This window comes from Sphingomonas sp. DBB INV C78 (assembly GCF_042693015.1).
Lineage (GTDB): Bacteria > Pseudomonadota > Alphaproteobacteria > Sphingomonadales > Sphingomonadaceae > Sphingomonas_E.
Genome location: NZ_CP170544.1, coordinates 3,900,001 through 3,913,727, shown reverse-complemented (window position 1 = coordinate 3,913,727; position 13,727 = coordinate 3,900,001). Strand labels below are relative to the sequence as shown.

Here is a 13,727-nt window from a genome sequence, read left to right as displayed (position 1 = left end):
CTGACGGTCAGGCGGCGTCGCTGGCCCGGGGCTGTTCCTGTGGCTCGGGAATGTCCACCGCCGGCCTATCGTCCGTCCCCCCGTTCAGCAGCAGCGGCACCGGCCGGCCGAGCAGGAAGCCCTGCGCCTCGTCGCAGCCTTCGCGTTGCAGGATGGCGAGCTGCGCGTCGGTTTCGATGCCTTCGGCGAGCACCGGGATCGACAGGCTCTTGCCCAGCGCCAGCACGGCGCGGATGATCGCGGTCGCCTGCGGATTATTCTCGAGCTCGGCGACGAACAGCCGGTCGAGCTTGATCTTGTCGAACGAGAAAGCGCGCAGCGTCTCGAGCGAGGAATAGCCGGTGCCGAAATCGTCCAGCGCGACGCCGACGCCCAAGGCCTTGATCTGGCGCAACACATGCAGCGCGCGCTCGCGATCGGCCATGATCGCGCTTTCGGTGAGTTCGATTTCCAGGCGACGCGGCGGCAGGCCGGTTTCCAGCATGATCTGATGGAATAGCTGCGGCAGTTCCGGATGGGCGAGCTGCACCGGCGAGACATTCACCGCGACCTTGGACTCATGGTCCCAGCCCATCGCATCCATGCACGCGCGGCGCAGCACCCATTCGCCGAGCTGCAGGATCAGCGCATTCTCCTCGGCGATCGGGATGAACACCGACGGCGGAATCGGCCCGCGCTTGGGATGATCCCAGCGCACCAGCGCCTCATAGCCCGTCACCTCGCCGGTCGAGACCGACGCCTGCAACTGATAATGGACATGAAGCCCGCCCGACTGGATCGCGAGGCGTAGGTCACTTGCAAGATCGCGGCGATCGCGGATCGCCTCGTCCAGCTCCGGATTATAGAAACAAGGCCCCGACGCCCGCTCGCTCTTGCCGCGATACATGGCAAGATCGGCATTGTTGGTCAGCGTCTCGGCATCGACGGCGTCGCGCGGGTAGAGGGCTATTCCGATGCTCGCGCCGACGCGGGCTTCGAAGGTGCCGATCGGCAGCGGCGCCTTCAGTGCCCGGTCGAGCCGCTCGACCCGCGCCAGCAGTTCGGCGCGGTCGGTGTAACTGCAGATCGCCATGAACTCGTCACCGCCCAGGCGCGCAACCGCATCCTCGTCGGAAAGCTCCTCCCGCATCCGGGCGGCAAGCAGCGTCAGTACGTCGTCGCCGGCCTTGTGGCCGTGAACGTCGTTGATTTCTTTGAAGCGGTCGAGATCGATGGCGACCAATGCGAAGCGGCCCCCGGTGGCGCGTGCGGTCGCCAGCTGGCGGCGCAGCGTCTGCTGGAAGCTCAGCCGGTTGGGCAGGCCGGTCAGCGCGTCGTTCATCGCCATGTGGTGAAGCCGCTGCATCGCGTCCGATCGCGTATGACGGTCGATCAGGGCCGCCAGCACGCCCGCGCCGATTACCACGAAGCCCACCATCGCCGTCGCCATGGCGAGCGCGTTCATCTCGCTGGGGTCGAGCGGCGTCGCGCTCAGCGCCAGCGGCGTAACGCGGAACGCGGTCATGCCGGTGAAGTGCAGGCCGGCAATGGCGGTGACGATCAGCGCTATGCCGGTGCCCAGCCGGAAGCGGCTGGTCCTTTCGGCGCAGAGCGCGGTGAAGGCGCCGCCTGCCAGCAGCGACGCACACAGCAGCGATGCGATGACGAACGGCCAGCGCCAATGGATGATGCCGTCGACCCGATAGGCCGCCATGCCGACATAGTGCATGACGGATATGGCGCCGCCGAAGACCATGCCGCCCGCCGCCGGCAGCATCCGATGGCTGCGCATCGCCGCCAGGAAGATGCCGGCATTGGTGCCCAGCACGGCGACGATCAGCGAGGCGATCGTCAGCACAGGATCGAGATCGACCGGCACCTTGGACTTGAAGGCCAGCATCGCCACGAAATGGGTACACCAGATCGTCGCGCCGGCTGCCACCGATGTCAGGAAAGACCAGCCGAAGCGCTGGATGCCCAGCGTGTTGCGAACCCGCTCGAACATCTGGACGATGGCGAAGGCGCCGGTACAGCAGATGATGACGGCAAGCCCCACCAGCCAGGGATCATGCTCGATGGCGATGCAAAGGGCGACGTCTATCATCGGGTTTCCACGCGGATGGAGCTACGGGTACGCGCGGGCCATAGGTTGCCCGCTACTTGCAGGCATGTAAGGTCAATGGGTTACTACCCCGTAAACCGCTGATTGGAATGACGTTTCGGAGGCGAACTGTCCTACACACGGGTGCGCAGCTATATCGTGCTGATGCGTATCACCAGTTCTCGCCTCGCCGGTCGCGGCTTGCCGTCATGCGTCTGGAGCGACCTCGACCGCGCCGATGGCAATCCTCAACTTCCTCAACTTCGCCCGGCCCGCGTCGCTCAGTCGTTGCGGGCCTTCACATGATGGCGGATCACCTCATTGATGATGAAGCGCAGGAATTTCTCGGAAAAATCGGGGTCCAGGTTCGCCGATCGGGCGAGCTCGCGCAGCCGCTCGATCTGCGCCGATTCGCGGCCCGGATCGGCCGGCGGCAGGCCGGCTTCGGCCTTGTAGCGGCCCACCGCCTGCGTCACCTTGAACCGTTCCGCCAGTATGAAGACGAGCGCGGCATCGATATTGTCGATGCTTTCGCGATACCGCTTCAACACGTCGTCGGTCATCTGCTTCCCTTCAGGCTGGCATTTCCGGCCCTTTTGTGGAGGTTCTTGGCCGCGCGCAAGCCCGCGCGCTTGCCTTTGCGGCCTGCGCGGGCCATGGCGCCCCTGTCATGACCGCAACCGTCACCCCGCTGCACCGCTCGGCCGCGCCCTCGCTTGAGCCGATGATGGCGCTCGTCGCCGCCGACATGAACCAGGTCAATTCGGTGATCCTCGAGCGCATGCAGAGCGATGTGCCGTTGATCCCGGAGCTTGCCGGCCACCTGATCGCCGGCGGCGGCAAGCGGATGCGGCCGATGCTGACGCTGGCCTGCGCCCGGCTGCTCGAATATGGCGGCGCGCGGCACCATAAGCTCGCCGCCTCTGTGGAGTTCATTCATACCGCGACCTTGCTGCATGACGATGTCGTCGATGGCTCCGGCCTGCGCCGCGGCAAGCGCACCGCCAATGTGATCTGGGGCAACCCCGCCAGCGTGCTCGTCGGTGATTTCCTGTTCAGCCGCTCGTTCGAACTGATGGTGGAGGATGGCAGCCTGCGCGTGCTGCGCATCCTCTCCAACGCGTCGGCCGTCATTGCGGAGGGCGAGGTGAACCAGCTCACCGCCCAGCGCCGCATCGATACGACCGAGGAGCGCTATCTCGACATCATCGGCGCCAAGACGGCTGCCTTGTTCGCTGCCGCGTGCCGCATCGCCGCGGTTGTGGCCGAACGCGATGAGAGCGTGGAACTCGCGCTCGACGCCTATGGCCGCAATCTCGGTATCGCCTTCCAGCTCGTCGACGACGCGATCGACTATCTCTCCGATGGCGCGACCATGGGGAAGGACACGGGCGACGATTTCCGCGACGGCAAGGTGACCCTGCCGGTCATTCTCGCTCATGCTCGCGGTTCGGACGAGGACAAGCGCTTCTGGCGCGATGCGATCCTCGGTCACAAGATCACCGACGAGGATCTGGCCTATGCCACCGGACTGCTGCGGCAGACGGGTGCGTTGGACGATACGCTCGCCCGCGCCCGCCATTACGGCCAGCGCGCCATCGACGCGCTAGGCGGCATCGGCGGGGGCAAGGCGAAGGCGGCGCTGATCGAGGCGGTCGAGTTCGCGGTCGCCCGCGCTTATTGAGGTTGCCGTAGCGGCAAACGCACTCGTCGTTCGTCGTCGCCGCTATGTCGTTCGTAGAAAAGCGGCCTTCGTGTTGCCCGCTTGCGCCTAGGTGCAGGCCCCGAAGGTCGCGGGAAAGTTGCGTTGTTACAGAATGTTATCGACTTACGGGATCGCCCCGACCGCTGGCGGAAGGTCCGCGCGGTGCTGGCTCCTGCCGTGGACCATGCGATCTCCGACGTTCCGGCCTATGCCGTCGCCTGCGACACTCAGGCGCTTCCCGAAACGCGCGACGCGGTGAGTGTTGCCGAAGCTTTTCGCTGGGCCGGCGGCCAGGTCTGGCCCGTCGATCTCTACCTCTACGACGAGGACGGTGCGCCGGCGATCTGATCCCCTCCCCCCTCTCGGGAGAAGGGGAGAGCAGGTCAGCCCTTCGCCTTGGTGACGGCTATCCAGTCGTCGATCTTCTTTTCGAGCACCGTCATCGGCAGCGCGCCCGTCATCAGGATCTGGGCGTGGAATTCACGCGGATCGAACTTCGCGCCCAATTCCTTCTGCGCCTTGGCCTTCAGCCGCGACATGGTGAGCTGGCCGACCTTGTAGGCCAGCGCCTGTCCAGGCCAAGCGATATAGCGCTCGACCTCGGCGGTGGCGTCGGTCTCGCCCATTTTTGAATTGTCGAGCATATATTTGATTCCCTGCTCGCGGGTCCAACCCTTGGAATGGATGCCGCTATCGACCACCAGCCGCATCGCGCGCAGCATTTCGTCGTCCAGCCCGCCGAGCCGCTGATAGGGATCGGTTTCCATGCCGAGTTCCTTCCACAGCGTCTCGGCATAGAGGCCCCAGCCCTCGGCATAAGCGGTGTTGCCGCCATAGCGCATGAAGGCGGGCAGGCGGTCATTCTCCTGCGCCAGGCTGATCTGGAAATGGTGCCCCGGAGCACCCTCGTGCAGGTAGAGCGTCTCCATGCCGGGCGTCGTCCGCGACGGCAGGTCGTAGGTGTTGAAATAGAAGATGCCCGGCCGATTCTTCGACGGGTCCTTGGGATCGTACATCCCGCTCTCATAGGAACCGCCGGCCTGCGTCTTTTCGCGCCACGCCTCATAATAGCGGATTTCCAGCGGCGTCTTGGGGATGGTGGAGAATTGCTCGCCGATCCGCGCGTCAACCTTTTTGCCGATCGCATAATAACCGTCGACCAATTCCTGTTTGGTCTTCGGCTTGAACTTCGGATCGGTACGCAGATAGTCGAAGAATTCCGCGAGCGTGCCCTTGAAGCCGACCTGCGTCTTGATCGCTTCCATCTCGTGCTTGATCCGCGCCACTTCGGACAGGCCCAGATTATGCACATAATCCGGGGTCAGCGGCAGCGTCGTCAGCTGTTCGATCGCCGCGCGATAGACGGTCTCGCCGCCCTTCATGCTGCTGATACCGACATTGTCGCGCGCGACGGGCAGATATTCGTTCTTCAGGAAATCGCGCAGCCGGATATGCGCGGGGATCAGTTCGTCGCGAATGGCGGCGGCGTAGGCCGTCTTCAGTCGCGCCTGGTCGGCGGCCGGGATGCCGGCGGGAAACTTGTTCACCGGCCCGTAGAAGGTCGATCCTTCGACGCCCTGATTGATGAGATTGTCGAGCTGGCCGATCATGTTGTTGACCGTCATCTTTGACTGGACGACGCCGGATTTCATGCCCTGGCGGAAGCGTTCGATCGACCGGTCGAGCAGCACCACATATTCCTTATGGCGCTTCAGATTGTTCTCATAGTCGGCAAGCGTCTTGAAGGGCGCTGCGCCTTCGCCGGAAGCGAAGCCGGGGTAGAAGGTGTGGAAGCCGGTGAAATGGTCGAGGGGGCGTACCGCCGTCAGTGCCAGCATTTCCGGCGTCAGATTCTTCAGCGACAGCTTGGTCTGCCATTCGAACACGTCATAAGCGATCTGGTCGGTGGCATCGAGCTTGCCGCGGTCGATGCCGTGGAGCCGCTTCAGATCATCCTCGCTGGCCGCGCGCTCGGCGTTGAAATAGGCGTCGGTCGTGTAATCGCCGAGATGGTCGGCATAACGCAGGTCACCGCGAAAGATCGCGTTGATCGGATTGCGTTTGAGGTTGGCCTCGTCGCTTTCGTCGAACAGGCGGTGCAACTGGTCGTGCGCGGATTGGGTGGCGGCCGGCGTAGCGGCCTGGGCCGTGGCTGCGGTTGGCGCGGCGGCAACGAGCGCGAGGGCGACGGAGGCGAGAAGAATATGACGAGACGGCATGAAGGACTCCATCAGCGGAGGAATGCCGTGCGTTCTAGGAGGGCAACACACTTGCCGCAAGCGACCGGGAAGACGCTGCTTCCCGGTCGCTTTCTCGCGTCTTACCAGAAGAAGGCGCGATGGGCCTCGATCACCCGGCCCGTGCGCGCATTCACCAGCAGCACGTCATTGCCGTAACGCACCCAGCGGGCATAAGCGGCGGGGGCCGGCAGGCGATAGCGATACGGGTCACTGATCACATAGCGCGAGCCATAATAAGCCGGGGCAAGCCGCGCGCCGACGGACATCGGCCGATACGCATAGCCGCGCGGACCGCGATAAGCCGGGCGCTTGTAGACCTCGCGATGATCACGACGATAATCGCGCCAGTCCTCGCGATATTCCTGGCGGGCTTGCTTCACGTCCTTGCGCTGATCGCGGACGTCGTCGCGGCTGCCATAGCGCTGGGCCTGGCGCACGTCGCGCTGCTCCTGCCGGATGTCCTGGCGGTCGCGGCGCAATTCGTTGGTCTGCGCGGAGGCGGCCACGGGGAAGGCGGTGGCGGCGATCAGGGCCGTGAGGATCAGTTTACGCATCATTCTTCCTTTCGTCGGCCGGCATGACGGCCGGCTCACGAACGGGTTCGCATGATTCGCTTGAACGCATGACGAATGTGATCGTCAGCCGCCCGACAGCATCAAGGCCATGAAAGGGCGCGATTTTTCAAAGGTGTAACATGATGTCAAAACTAAGGGCTCAAGGCGCATTTCCGCCCCGAGCCCTCCGTTTCCTCCCGCTGGCCGTCAGCGCCAGAAGAAGGAATAGATGATGTCCTGGATCAGACCCGAACCGATGTCGACCAGCAGCGCGTCGTCATAATAGCGGACCCACTGATAGGGGCCGTAGACGGGCGGCAAGCGATAATGCCAGGGATCGTCGATCCAATAGTCGCGAACATAATAATAAGCCGGCAGCTGATATCCGTAATTCCACCGCCGATATTGATGGCCATAAGGCGCATAATAACGCGGCGCCCGATAGATCTGGCGGTTGGAATAACGGTAGCGCTGCCAGTCATAGCGATTGTCGTGACGCCAATCGCGATCCCAGCGATTACGGCCGCCCTGGTTCCACCGATCGTCGTTCCAGCGCTGATTGTCCCAGCGCCCGTTGTTCCAGTGATTATCGCCCCAGCGGTTGTCACCCTGGCGGTTGCCGTTCCATCGGCCATCACTGGGTCGGCGGTCGTTCCAATGATTGTTGACGCCGCTATTGCCTGACCAGCTTTCGCCGCGCCCACGGCCGTTGCCGTCCCGGTCATTCCAGCGACTGTCGGAATTACGGCGATCCGTGCCCATCCGTTGCTGCCCGGTCTGCGCGCGGGCTCGTTCCAGATCGCGACGACCCCGTTCGGCGTCCACCCGCTGACGATCGCCGCTGCGCCAGCTGTTTCCATTGGACGCATTGCCATTCGGTCGGTTCGGGATCGTCGGGCGCGCGCCCGCCTGCGCGGGTCGCTGCGCATTGGCATTGCCACCTTGCGCCACTGACGGCTGGCGTGCCTGACCGCGCTGCGCGGCATTGTTTGGCGTCGGCCGATCCGGAGACCCAACCCGGTGCTGGCCGCCATCATAACCGCGTTGGGCATTCGTTTGCCCGCGACCGCCATTCTGCCAGGCTTGCGCCTGAGCTGCGACCGGCATGGCCGCGACGCCTGCCATCAACAGCAAGGCAGTCCAGTTTCTGCCCGTCATCCTCAACACTCCTCGCTCTGGCGGCGGTATCGCCACCTTGAGCCAAGGCGTAGGGCAAGTCCACTGAGCGGTGGCTGAACCCCTTTGTCAGCCGCGCGAAAGCTAGGGCTGCTTGGGTTTCGGCGGCGCCAGTGCGGGAATGGCGCGGGCGGCATCCTCGGGTTCGATACCCGGCGGCGGCGCCGCAGCGATCGTCTCCCCGCCCGCGGCGACGCGCGCGGCATGGCGGATCGCCCGGCGGATGCGCGGATAGGTGCCGCACCGGCAGATATTGGTGATCGTCTCGTCGATCTCGGCATCGGTGGGGTTGGGATTCTTGTCGAGCATCGCCGCCACCGCCATGATCATGCCCGACTGGCAATAGCCGCATTGCGGCACGCCTTCGGCCACCCAGGCCTGCTGCACCGAATGGCTGCGGTCACGCGACAACGCTTCGATGGTGGTGACGAAGCTGCCTTCGATCGCGCCGATCGGCACCTGGCAGGATCGCATGGCATTGCCGTCGATATGGACGGTGCAGGCGCCGCAAAGCCCGGCCCCACAGCCATATTTGGTGCCGGTCAAATTGGATGCATCGCGCAGCGCCCACAGCAAGGGGGTTTCCGGGTCCATGCGATAATGGACGGGCTGGCCGTTGACCGTGAAACGCGTCATGACCGCGACGGATAGACGCAGGAGACGGGCGATGGGAAGCGAAAGGATTGTCGTCGGGCGCGATGGCGCGGTGGCGCATGTCGAACTGGCCCGCCCTGACAAGCTCAACGCGATGGACGGCGATTTCTTCGCGGCCTTGGGCGAGACGTTCCGGTCGCTGGGGTCGGATGCCGGCGTCCGCGCGATCCTGCTGTCGGGGCAGGGGCGGCACTTCACTGCCGGGCTCGATCTTGGCTGGGCGGCCGCGCAGTTCGCGCCGGCGAAAGATCCCGGCCGCTGGTCGGAAAAGCAGCATCGCGACATCCTGGCGCTGCAAGCCGCGGTGAACGCGGTCGAGGAGGCGCGCGCGCCCGTCGTCGCGGCGATCCATGGCGGCTGCATCGGCGGTGGGGTCGATCTGGTCTGCGCCTGCGACCTGCGCGTGGCGAGCGCGGACGCCTGGTTCCAGGTCGCCGAGATCGATGTCGCGATCACCGCCGATCTCGGCACGTTGCAGCGGTTGCCCCACCTTATCCCCGGCGGCATCGCCCGCGAACTGGCGCTGACGGGTCGCAAGATGCCGGCGGAGGAGGCGGCACGCTGGGGTTTCGTCAACAGCGTCGAGGCCGATCGCGATGCCGCCATCGCCGCGGGGTTGGAACTGGCCGCCACCATCGCCGCCAAGTCGCCGATGGCGGCCGCCGGCACCAAGGCTTCGCTCAACCACAGCCGTGGCCGCACCATCGCCGATGGCATGGCCCATGTCGCGATGTGGAATGCGGCAACCCTTGCCAATGGCGATATGCACGCCATCTCAACGGCAAAGGCAACCGGCGCCCCGCCGGCCTTCGCCGATCTGGATTGAGCGAGCAAGAATGCGCCAGCCGACCTTCTTCGTCCCCCATGGCGGCGGACCCTGCTTCTTCATGGATGATCCCGCCGGCATGTGGACCCGGATGGAGAATTTCCTGAGCGGTTTCATCGCCGATCTGCCCGAACGGCCCAAGGCGCTGCTGGTCGTCTCGGGACATTGGGAGGAGGAAAGCTTCGCCGTGCAGGATGGCGCCAAGCCGGGCCTGCTCTACGACTATTACGGCTTTCCCGAACATACCTATCAGTTGCGCTGGGACGCATCCGGCGCGCCGGGTGTCGCGCATCGCGCCGCCGCTCTCCTGGGTGACGCAGGCTTCGCCACGTCGACGGACGCCGAACGCGGCTGGGATCATGGCGTATTCGTGCCGATGAAGGTGGCGCTGCCGGGCGCGGACATTCCGACGGCCCAATTGTCGCTGCGCCGCGATATGGATCCCGCTGCCCACATCGCCGCGGGCCGCGCGCTTGCGCCATTGCGGGATGAAGGCGTGCTGATCATCGGTTCGGGGATGAGCTTCCACAACATGCGCGTCCGCAACGGCGACGCGACCGCCCCCGCCGACATCTTCGATGCCGCACTCACCCAGGCGGTGGTCGATCCCGATCCAACCCGGCGGGCCGATCGGCTGACGGCATGGGAAAGCATGCCCCACGCCCGCTTCGCGCACCCGCGCGAGGAGCATCTGATTCCGTTGATGGTGGCGGCCGGTGCAGCCGGCGACGATCCGGGCGAGCATATCTTCGGCGATCATGTGCTCGGCTGGAAGGTTTCGGGCTACCGCTTCGGTTAGGGCTTCCCAAGCAGGCGGACCCACGGCACTATCCCTCTGAAATTCAGGGGGGATACCGATGCGCGTGTTGCCGGCGGTGCTGCCGTTGCTGTTCTCGTCCATGCCCGCGTTCGCGCAGAGCGCGCAGGGCGATGTCGCGGTCACCATCTATAATGACGACATCGCGCTGGTGCAGGATGTGCGGCAGATCGACATCCCGGCGGGGCGCAGCCGCCAGGAATTTCCAGACGTGTCGGCGCGGATCCGTCCCGAGACGGTGAGCTTCGCTGCGGCGGATACCGGCATTGTCGAACAGAATTTCGATTATGACCTGCTTTCGCCGGGCAAGCTGATGGAGAAAGCGGTGGGGCGCGTCGTCACTATCGTCCGCACCAATCCGGCCACCGGCGCCGAAACGCGCGAGCAGGCGAAGGTGCTGGCGGTCAATGGCGGCGTCGTGCTGCAGATCGGGCCCCGCATCGAGGTGCTGCGCGATGACGGTCTGCCGGTGCGCGTGATCTTCGACAAGGTGCCCGACAATCTCCGCGCGCGGCCCACTTTGTCGATCAGCGTGGAAAGCAGCCGCGCGGGTGCGCGCCCGGCGCGGCTCAGCTATCTGACGCCAGGCCTTGGCTGGAACGCGGATTATGTGGCCCGCTTTGACGAGGCAGCCGGCAAGATCGACGTGCAGGGCTGGGTAACGCTCAACAACTCGACCGGCACCAGCTTCAACAATGCCGATGTGGTGATGGTCGCCGGCAATCCCAATCAGAGTGGCAATCCGAATGTTCGCCAGCGCTATCCGCGCCAGCAGGACAATCGCAGCCTTGTTCGGGCGGGAACCGAAAGCGGGACGCGCGAACGGCTCGGCGATTTCTATCTCTATCCGCTGAAGGAGCGCACGACGATCGCCAATGCCCAGACCAAGCAGGTCAGCTTCCTGGATGTTCAGGGTGCGCCGGCGCGCAAGGGCTATGAATATCGCGTCGATTGGCTGCAGACGATGGAAGTCCCGCAGAGCGCGGCGACGGTGCTCAAGTTTACCAGTAGCAAGGATGGCGGGCTGGGCGATCAGCTGCCTGCCGGCACGGTCCGCGTCTATATGAAGGATGCGAAGGGCGACCCCCAGTTCATCGGCGAGAACAGGATTCCCCATACCCCCATGGGCTCGGAGCTGGCGATCCGCACCGGCGAGGCATTCGACGTCAAGGTGAAGGTGGTCGTCACTGAACGGACGCGATTGAGCGACCGCCATTGGCGGACAGCCATGCGCTACACGCTCACCAACGCGCGGCCTGACAGCGTCACCGTCGATCTCGTCCAGCAAGGCCTGGACTGGTTCTGGGATGACACGCGCATCAAGCAGGAAAGCCAGAAGAGCGAGCGCCTGTCTTCCAATGCGACGCAATGGAAGGTGGCAGTGCCGGCCAATGGCGAGACCGAACTGACGGCCATCTACGAAACGCGCTTCTGACGCGCGTGCGCGCGGGGCTTGCCTTGCTGCTGATGTCGCTCGCCGCGCCGGCGGGCGCGGCTGCGGTGTCTTCGGCCGGTCCGGATACCGTGTCCGTGACCGTCTATCGCAATCCCGATCGCTCGGTTGATGAGGCGATGAACCTCGATTGGCTCGAAGGTTTCGCGCTGATCACCGAAACCCGCACGATCAGCCTGCCCCCCGGCGATGCCGAAATCCGGTTCGAAGGTGTGGCCGGCGGTATCCTGCCCCAATCCGCGATCGTGAGCGGGCTCCCCGGCGGCGTCAGCGAAAAGAACCGCGATGCACGCCTGCTGGCGCCGGGCGCACTGCTCGACGCGCATCTTGGCCGGCGCATCCATCTTCGCCGCACCAGTCGTGCGACCGGCGCGGTGCGGGAAATGGACGCCGTGGTGCGCACAGGGCCGGATGACGGCGTGGTTCTGGAAACGGCCGATGGGATCGAGGCGCTCCGCTGCTCGGGTCTGAGCGAAGCGTTGAGCTATGATTCGCTGCCGGCGGGTCTGTCCGATAAACCGACGCTCGCGGTACGCACGCATAATGATCGCGGCGGCACCGTCACCGTCACGCTTTCCTACTTGGCCGATCAGTTCGACTGGCAGGCCAATTATGTGGCGCAGATCGCGCAGGACGGCCGCACGCTCGATCTGTTCGGGTGGCTGACGCTTGCCAACGGCAACGGTGAAAGCTTTGTCGGCGCGCGGACGCAAGCGGTGGCCGGCACGCTCAATCGTGCCGAGACGGCTGACGACGATCCTATGCTCCGCCAGCCATGGCTGGCGATCAGTTGCTGGCCGATGGGCAATACCAGCTCCGGTTTGCAAGCGCCGCCACCGCCCGCACCGCCACCTCCCCCCGCTCTCTATGATATGGGGGAAGATATCGTCGTCACCGCGCAGCGCAGGGCGGAAGTGGCGATGTCAGCGCCGGTTGCCGCGATGATGGCGGGTCAGGAGGAATTGGGCGACCTCAAACTCTATCGCATCCCCGAACGCGTCACGGTCGCGGCCAATGCGATGAAGCAGGTCGCCTTTCTGGACCGGCGCAAGATCGCCTTCGATCGGGTTTACACTGTCATCGTTGACATGGGCGACGAGAATGAGACGCAGGCGGCCGAAATCCGGCTGCGCACGAAGAATGTCGCGGGCAGGGGGCTGGGCCTGCCTCTGCCGTCGGGCCAGGTGGCGATGTTCGAGCCTTCTGCGGCCCGGCCCATGCTGATCGGCGAAGCCCCGCTCGATGACATAGCGGTCGGTCAGGATGTCGAGCTTCGGGTTGGCGACTCGCCCCAGGTGCAATTCGCCCAGCGCATGTTGGACGAAGGCGAGGACGGCGAGGATCGCCGCCGCCAACGCCGTTATGAAATCGAGCTGACCAACGCCAATCCGCACCCGGTGACGGTCGAAGTCTCGCTGCGACGCTACTCCACCGAGCTCCATCTTGTCGGCCCCAGCGCCAGGTTGGAGCAGAAGAACGGGCGACCATTGTGGATCGCCAAAGTGCCCGCGAACGGGACGGCCAGACTACGCTACAAGGTCCGGCGCGAAGAGGAGGAGTGATCAGGCCGGCAAGAGCCGCGGACGATGATTCTCGTCGAGCGCGACGAAAGTGAACAGCCCCTCGGTCACCTTCACTTCGGTCGCGCCGCGATCCCGCGTTGCGATCACCTCGATGCGGATGCCGAGCGAGGTGCGGCCGCGCCGCTCGACCTCGGCATAGACCGAGATCACGTCGCGCAGCAGGATCGGCGCGATGAAGGCCATGGAATCGATCGCCACCGTCGCCGTGGCGCCCTGGGCTTCGCGATGCGCGACGATGCCGCCGGCGATGTCCATCTGGCTCAGCACCCAGCCGCCGAAGATATGGCCGTTGGAATTGATGTCGCCGGGGCTCGGCATCACGCGCAGGATCGGGTCGCGCCGCGCCGCACTCTGCCCGGTCATTGCCGATCGCTCTTACCGCCGGCATCCTCGTCATGGCCGGAGCCCGAGCTCATGAACACCAGCAGCATCAGCGCCGCGCCGAGCAGGACGGAGAAGCCGACGCCCGCCACCGTCGCGATGATCATGTGGACTGTCACCAGTCCGCCGTCGACATGCAGATAATAGAGCGCCCCTGCGACCGCGGCGATCGCGGCGAGGATCATCCACCGCATCAGCCGCCAGTATCGCTTCCAGGCGATGGCGGCGCGGGCGGGATCGGAAAGCACGGGTTTATGG

At 64.9% G+C, this 13,727-nt stretch carries 14 protein-coding genes (1 of these 14 running past the window's edge); 6 read left to right on the top strand and 8 right to left on the bottom strand.

Annotation, left to right across the window (positions count from 1 at the left end; translation table 11 throughout):
* Window positions 1-7 precede the first annotated feature (7 nt).
* Both ACFB49_RS18495 and ACFB49_RS18490 read right to left on the bottom strand, forming a co-directional pair.
* Window positions 8-2,083 (bottom strand): putative bifunctional diguanylate cyclase/phosphodiesterase, encoded by a 2,076-nt coding sequence (locus ACFB49_RS18495; RefSeq protein WP_380872773.1) that lies wholly within the window; start codon window positions 2,081-2,083, stop codon window positions 8-10.
* A gap of 278 nt (window positions 2,084-2,361) precedes the next feature.
* Window positions 2,362-2,643 (bottom strand): chorismate mutase, encoded by a 282-nt coding sequence (locus tag ACFB49_RS18490; RefSeq protein ID WP_380872772.1) that lies wholly within the window; start codon window positions 2,641-2,643, stop codon window positions 2,362-2,364.
* Window positions 2,644-2,750: 107 nt separating this feature from the next.
* Between ACFB49_RS18490 and ACFB49_RS18485 the strand changes: the two genes are divergently transcribed.
* Window positions 2,751-3,764, top strand: coding sequence for a polyprenyl synthetase family protein (locus ACFB49_RS18485; RefSeq protein WP_380872771.1), 1,014 nt, complete (start codon window positions 2,751-2,753; stop codon window positions 3,762-3,764).
* A 123-nt stretch (window positions 3,765-3,887) separates the two neighbouring features.
* Window positions 3,888-4,133 (top strand): hypothetical protein, encoded by a 246-nt coding sequence (locus ACFB49_RS18480; protein WP_380872770.1) that lies wholly within the window; start codon window positions 3,888-3,890, stop codon window positions 4,131-4,133.
* A 35-nt stretch (window positions 4,134-4,168) separates the two neighbouring features.
* Here ACFB49_RS18480 and ACFB49_RS18475 read toward each other — a convergent pair whose 3' ends face one another.
* From ACFB49_RS18475 to ACFB49_RS18460, 4 genes are all read right to left on the bottom strand, one after another.
* The gene (locus ACFB49_RS18475) at window positions 4,169-6,004 is read right to left on the bottom strand and encodes a DUF885 domain-containing protein (protein ID WP_380872768.1); all 1,836 of its coding nucleotides are present in this window, start codon (window positions 6,002-6,004) and stop codon (window positions 4,169-4,171) included.
* A gap of 101 nt (window positions 6,005-6,105) precedes the next feature.
* A complete protein-coding gene (locus ACFB49_RS18470; RefSeq protein WP_380872767.1) occupies window positions 6,106-6,579 on the bottom strand; it encodes an RcnB family protein in 474 nt (157 codons plus the stop codon).
* Window positions 6,580-6,786: 207 nt separating this feature from the next.
* The gene (locus ACFB49_RS18465) at window positions 6,787-7,737 is read right to left on the bottom strand and encodes an RcnB family protein (RefSeq protein ID WP_380872765.1); all 951 of its coding nucleotides are present in this window, start codon (window positions 7,735-7,737) and stop codon (window positions 6,787-6,789) included.
* A gap of 102 nt (window positions 7,738-7,839) precedes the next feature.
* Window positions 7,840-8,391, bottom strand: a complete 552-nt coding sequence (locus ACFB49_RS18460) for a (2Fe-2S)-binding protein (RefSeq protein WP_380872763.1) — start codon at window positions 8,389-8,391, stop codon at window positions 7,840-7,842.
* A 31-nt stretch (window positions 8,392-8,422) separates the two neighbouring features.
* Between ACFB49_RS18460 and ACFB49_RS18455 the strand changes: the two genes are divergently transcribed.
* From ACFB49_RS18455 to ACFB49_RS18440, 4 genes are read left to right on the top strand one after another with little or no spacing between them, the layout of a single operon-like run.
* Entirely contained in the window at window positions 8,423-9,235 is an 813-nt protein-coding gene (locus tag ACFB49_RS18455) for an enoyl-CoA hydratase-related protein (RefSeq protein ID WP_380872762.1), read from the top strand.
* Between the two features lie 10 nt (window positions 9,236-9,245).
* A complete protein-coding gene (locus ACFB49_RS18450; protein ID WP_380872760.1) occupies window positions 9,246-10,034 on the top strand; it encodes a DODA-type extradiol aromatic ring-opening family dioxygenase in 789 nt (262 codons plus the stop codon).
* Window positions 10,035-10,092: 58 nt separating this feature from the next.
* Entirely contained in the window at window positions 10,093-11,487 is a 1,395-nt protein-coding gene (locus tag ACFB49_RS18445; RefSeq protein ID WP_380872758.1) for a DUF4139 domain-containing protein, read from the top strand.
* A 32-nt stretch (window positions 11,488-11,519) separates the two neighbouring features.
* Entirely contained in the window at window positions 11,520-13,067 is a 1,548-nt protein-coding gene (locus ACFB49_RS18440) for a DUF4139 domain-containing protein (RefSeq protein WP_380880028.1), read from the top strand.
* On the opposite strand, the gene ACFB49_RS18435 is transcribed toward ACFB49_RS18440, so the two are convergent.
* Both ACFB49_RS18435 and ACFB49_RS18430 read right to left on the bottom strand, forming a co-directional pair.
* Complete coding sequence (locus ACFB49_RS18435) at window positions 13,068-13,451, bottom strand: acyl-CoA thioesterase (protein ID WP_380872757.1); 384 nt, start codon at window positions 13,449-13,451, stop codon at window positions 13,068-13,070.
* Window positions 13,448-13,727, bottom strand: partial view of a hypothetical protein gene (locus ACFB49_RS18430; protein ID WP_380872755.1) — the 3' portion only. 17 nt of this gene lie beyond the right edge of the window; 280 of the gene's 297 nt are visible here — the last part of the coding sequence; its start codon lies off the right edge, out of view — the gene reads right to left on this strand; it ends in the stop codon at window positions 13,448-13,450. Before ACFB49_RS18430 ends, ACFB49_RS18435 begins: the two co-directional genes overlap by 4 nt.

Coding starts and splice junctions, on each gene's coding strand:
- ACFB49_RS18495 (WP_380872773.1), bottom strand. CDS start 2,083: ATGATAGACGTCGCCCTTTGCATCGCCATCGAGCATGATCCCTGGCTG.
- ACFB49_RS18490 (WP_380872772.1), bottom strand. CDS start 2,643: ATGACCGACGACGTGTTGAAGCGGTATCGCGAAAGCATCGACAATATC.
- ACFB49_RS18485 (WP_380872771.1), top strand. CDS start 2,751: ATGACCGCAACCGTCACCCCGCTGCACCGCTCGGCCGCGCCCTCGCTT.
- ACFB49_RS18475 (WP_380872768.1), bottom strand. CDS start 6,004: ATGCCGTCTCGTCATATTCTTCTCGCCTCCGTCGCCCTCGCGCTCGTT.
- ACFB49_RS18470 (WP_380872767.1), bottom strand. CDS start 6,579: ATGCGTAAACTGATCCTCACGGCCCTGATCGCCGCCACCGCCTTCCCC.
- ACFB49_RS18465 (WP_380872765.1), bottom strand. CDS start 7,737: ATGACGGGCAGAAACTGGACTGCCTTGCTGTTGATGGCAGGCGTCGCG.
- ACFB49_RS18460 (WP_380872763.1), bottom strand. CDS start 8,391: ATGACGCGTTTCACGGTCAACGGCCAGCCCGTCCATTATCGCATGGAC.
- ACFB49_RS18455 (WP_380872762.1), top strand. CDS start 8,423: ATGGGAAGCGAAAGGATTGTCGTCGGGCGCGATGGCGCGGTGGCGCAT.
- ACFB49_RS18450 (WP_380872760.1), top strand. CDS start 9,246: ATGCGCCAGCCGACCTTCTTCGTCCCCCATGGCGGCGGACCCTGCTTC.
- ACFB49_RS18445 (WP_380872758.1), top strand. CDS start 10,093: ATGCGCGTGTTGCCGGCGGTGCTGCCGTTGCTGTTCTCGTCCATGCCC.
- ACFB49_RS18440 (WP_380880028.1), top strand. CDS start 11,520: ATGTCGCTCGCCGCGCCGGCGGGCGCGGCTGCGGTGTCTTCGGCCGGT.
- ACFB49_RS18435 (WP_380872757.1), bottom strand. CDS start 13,451: ATGACCGGGCAGAGTGCGGCGCGGCGCGACCCGATCCTGCGCGTGATG.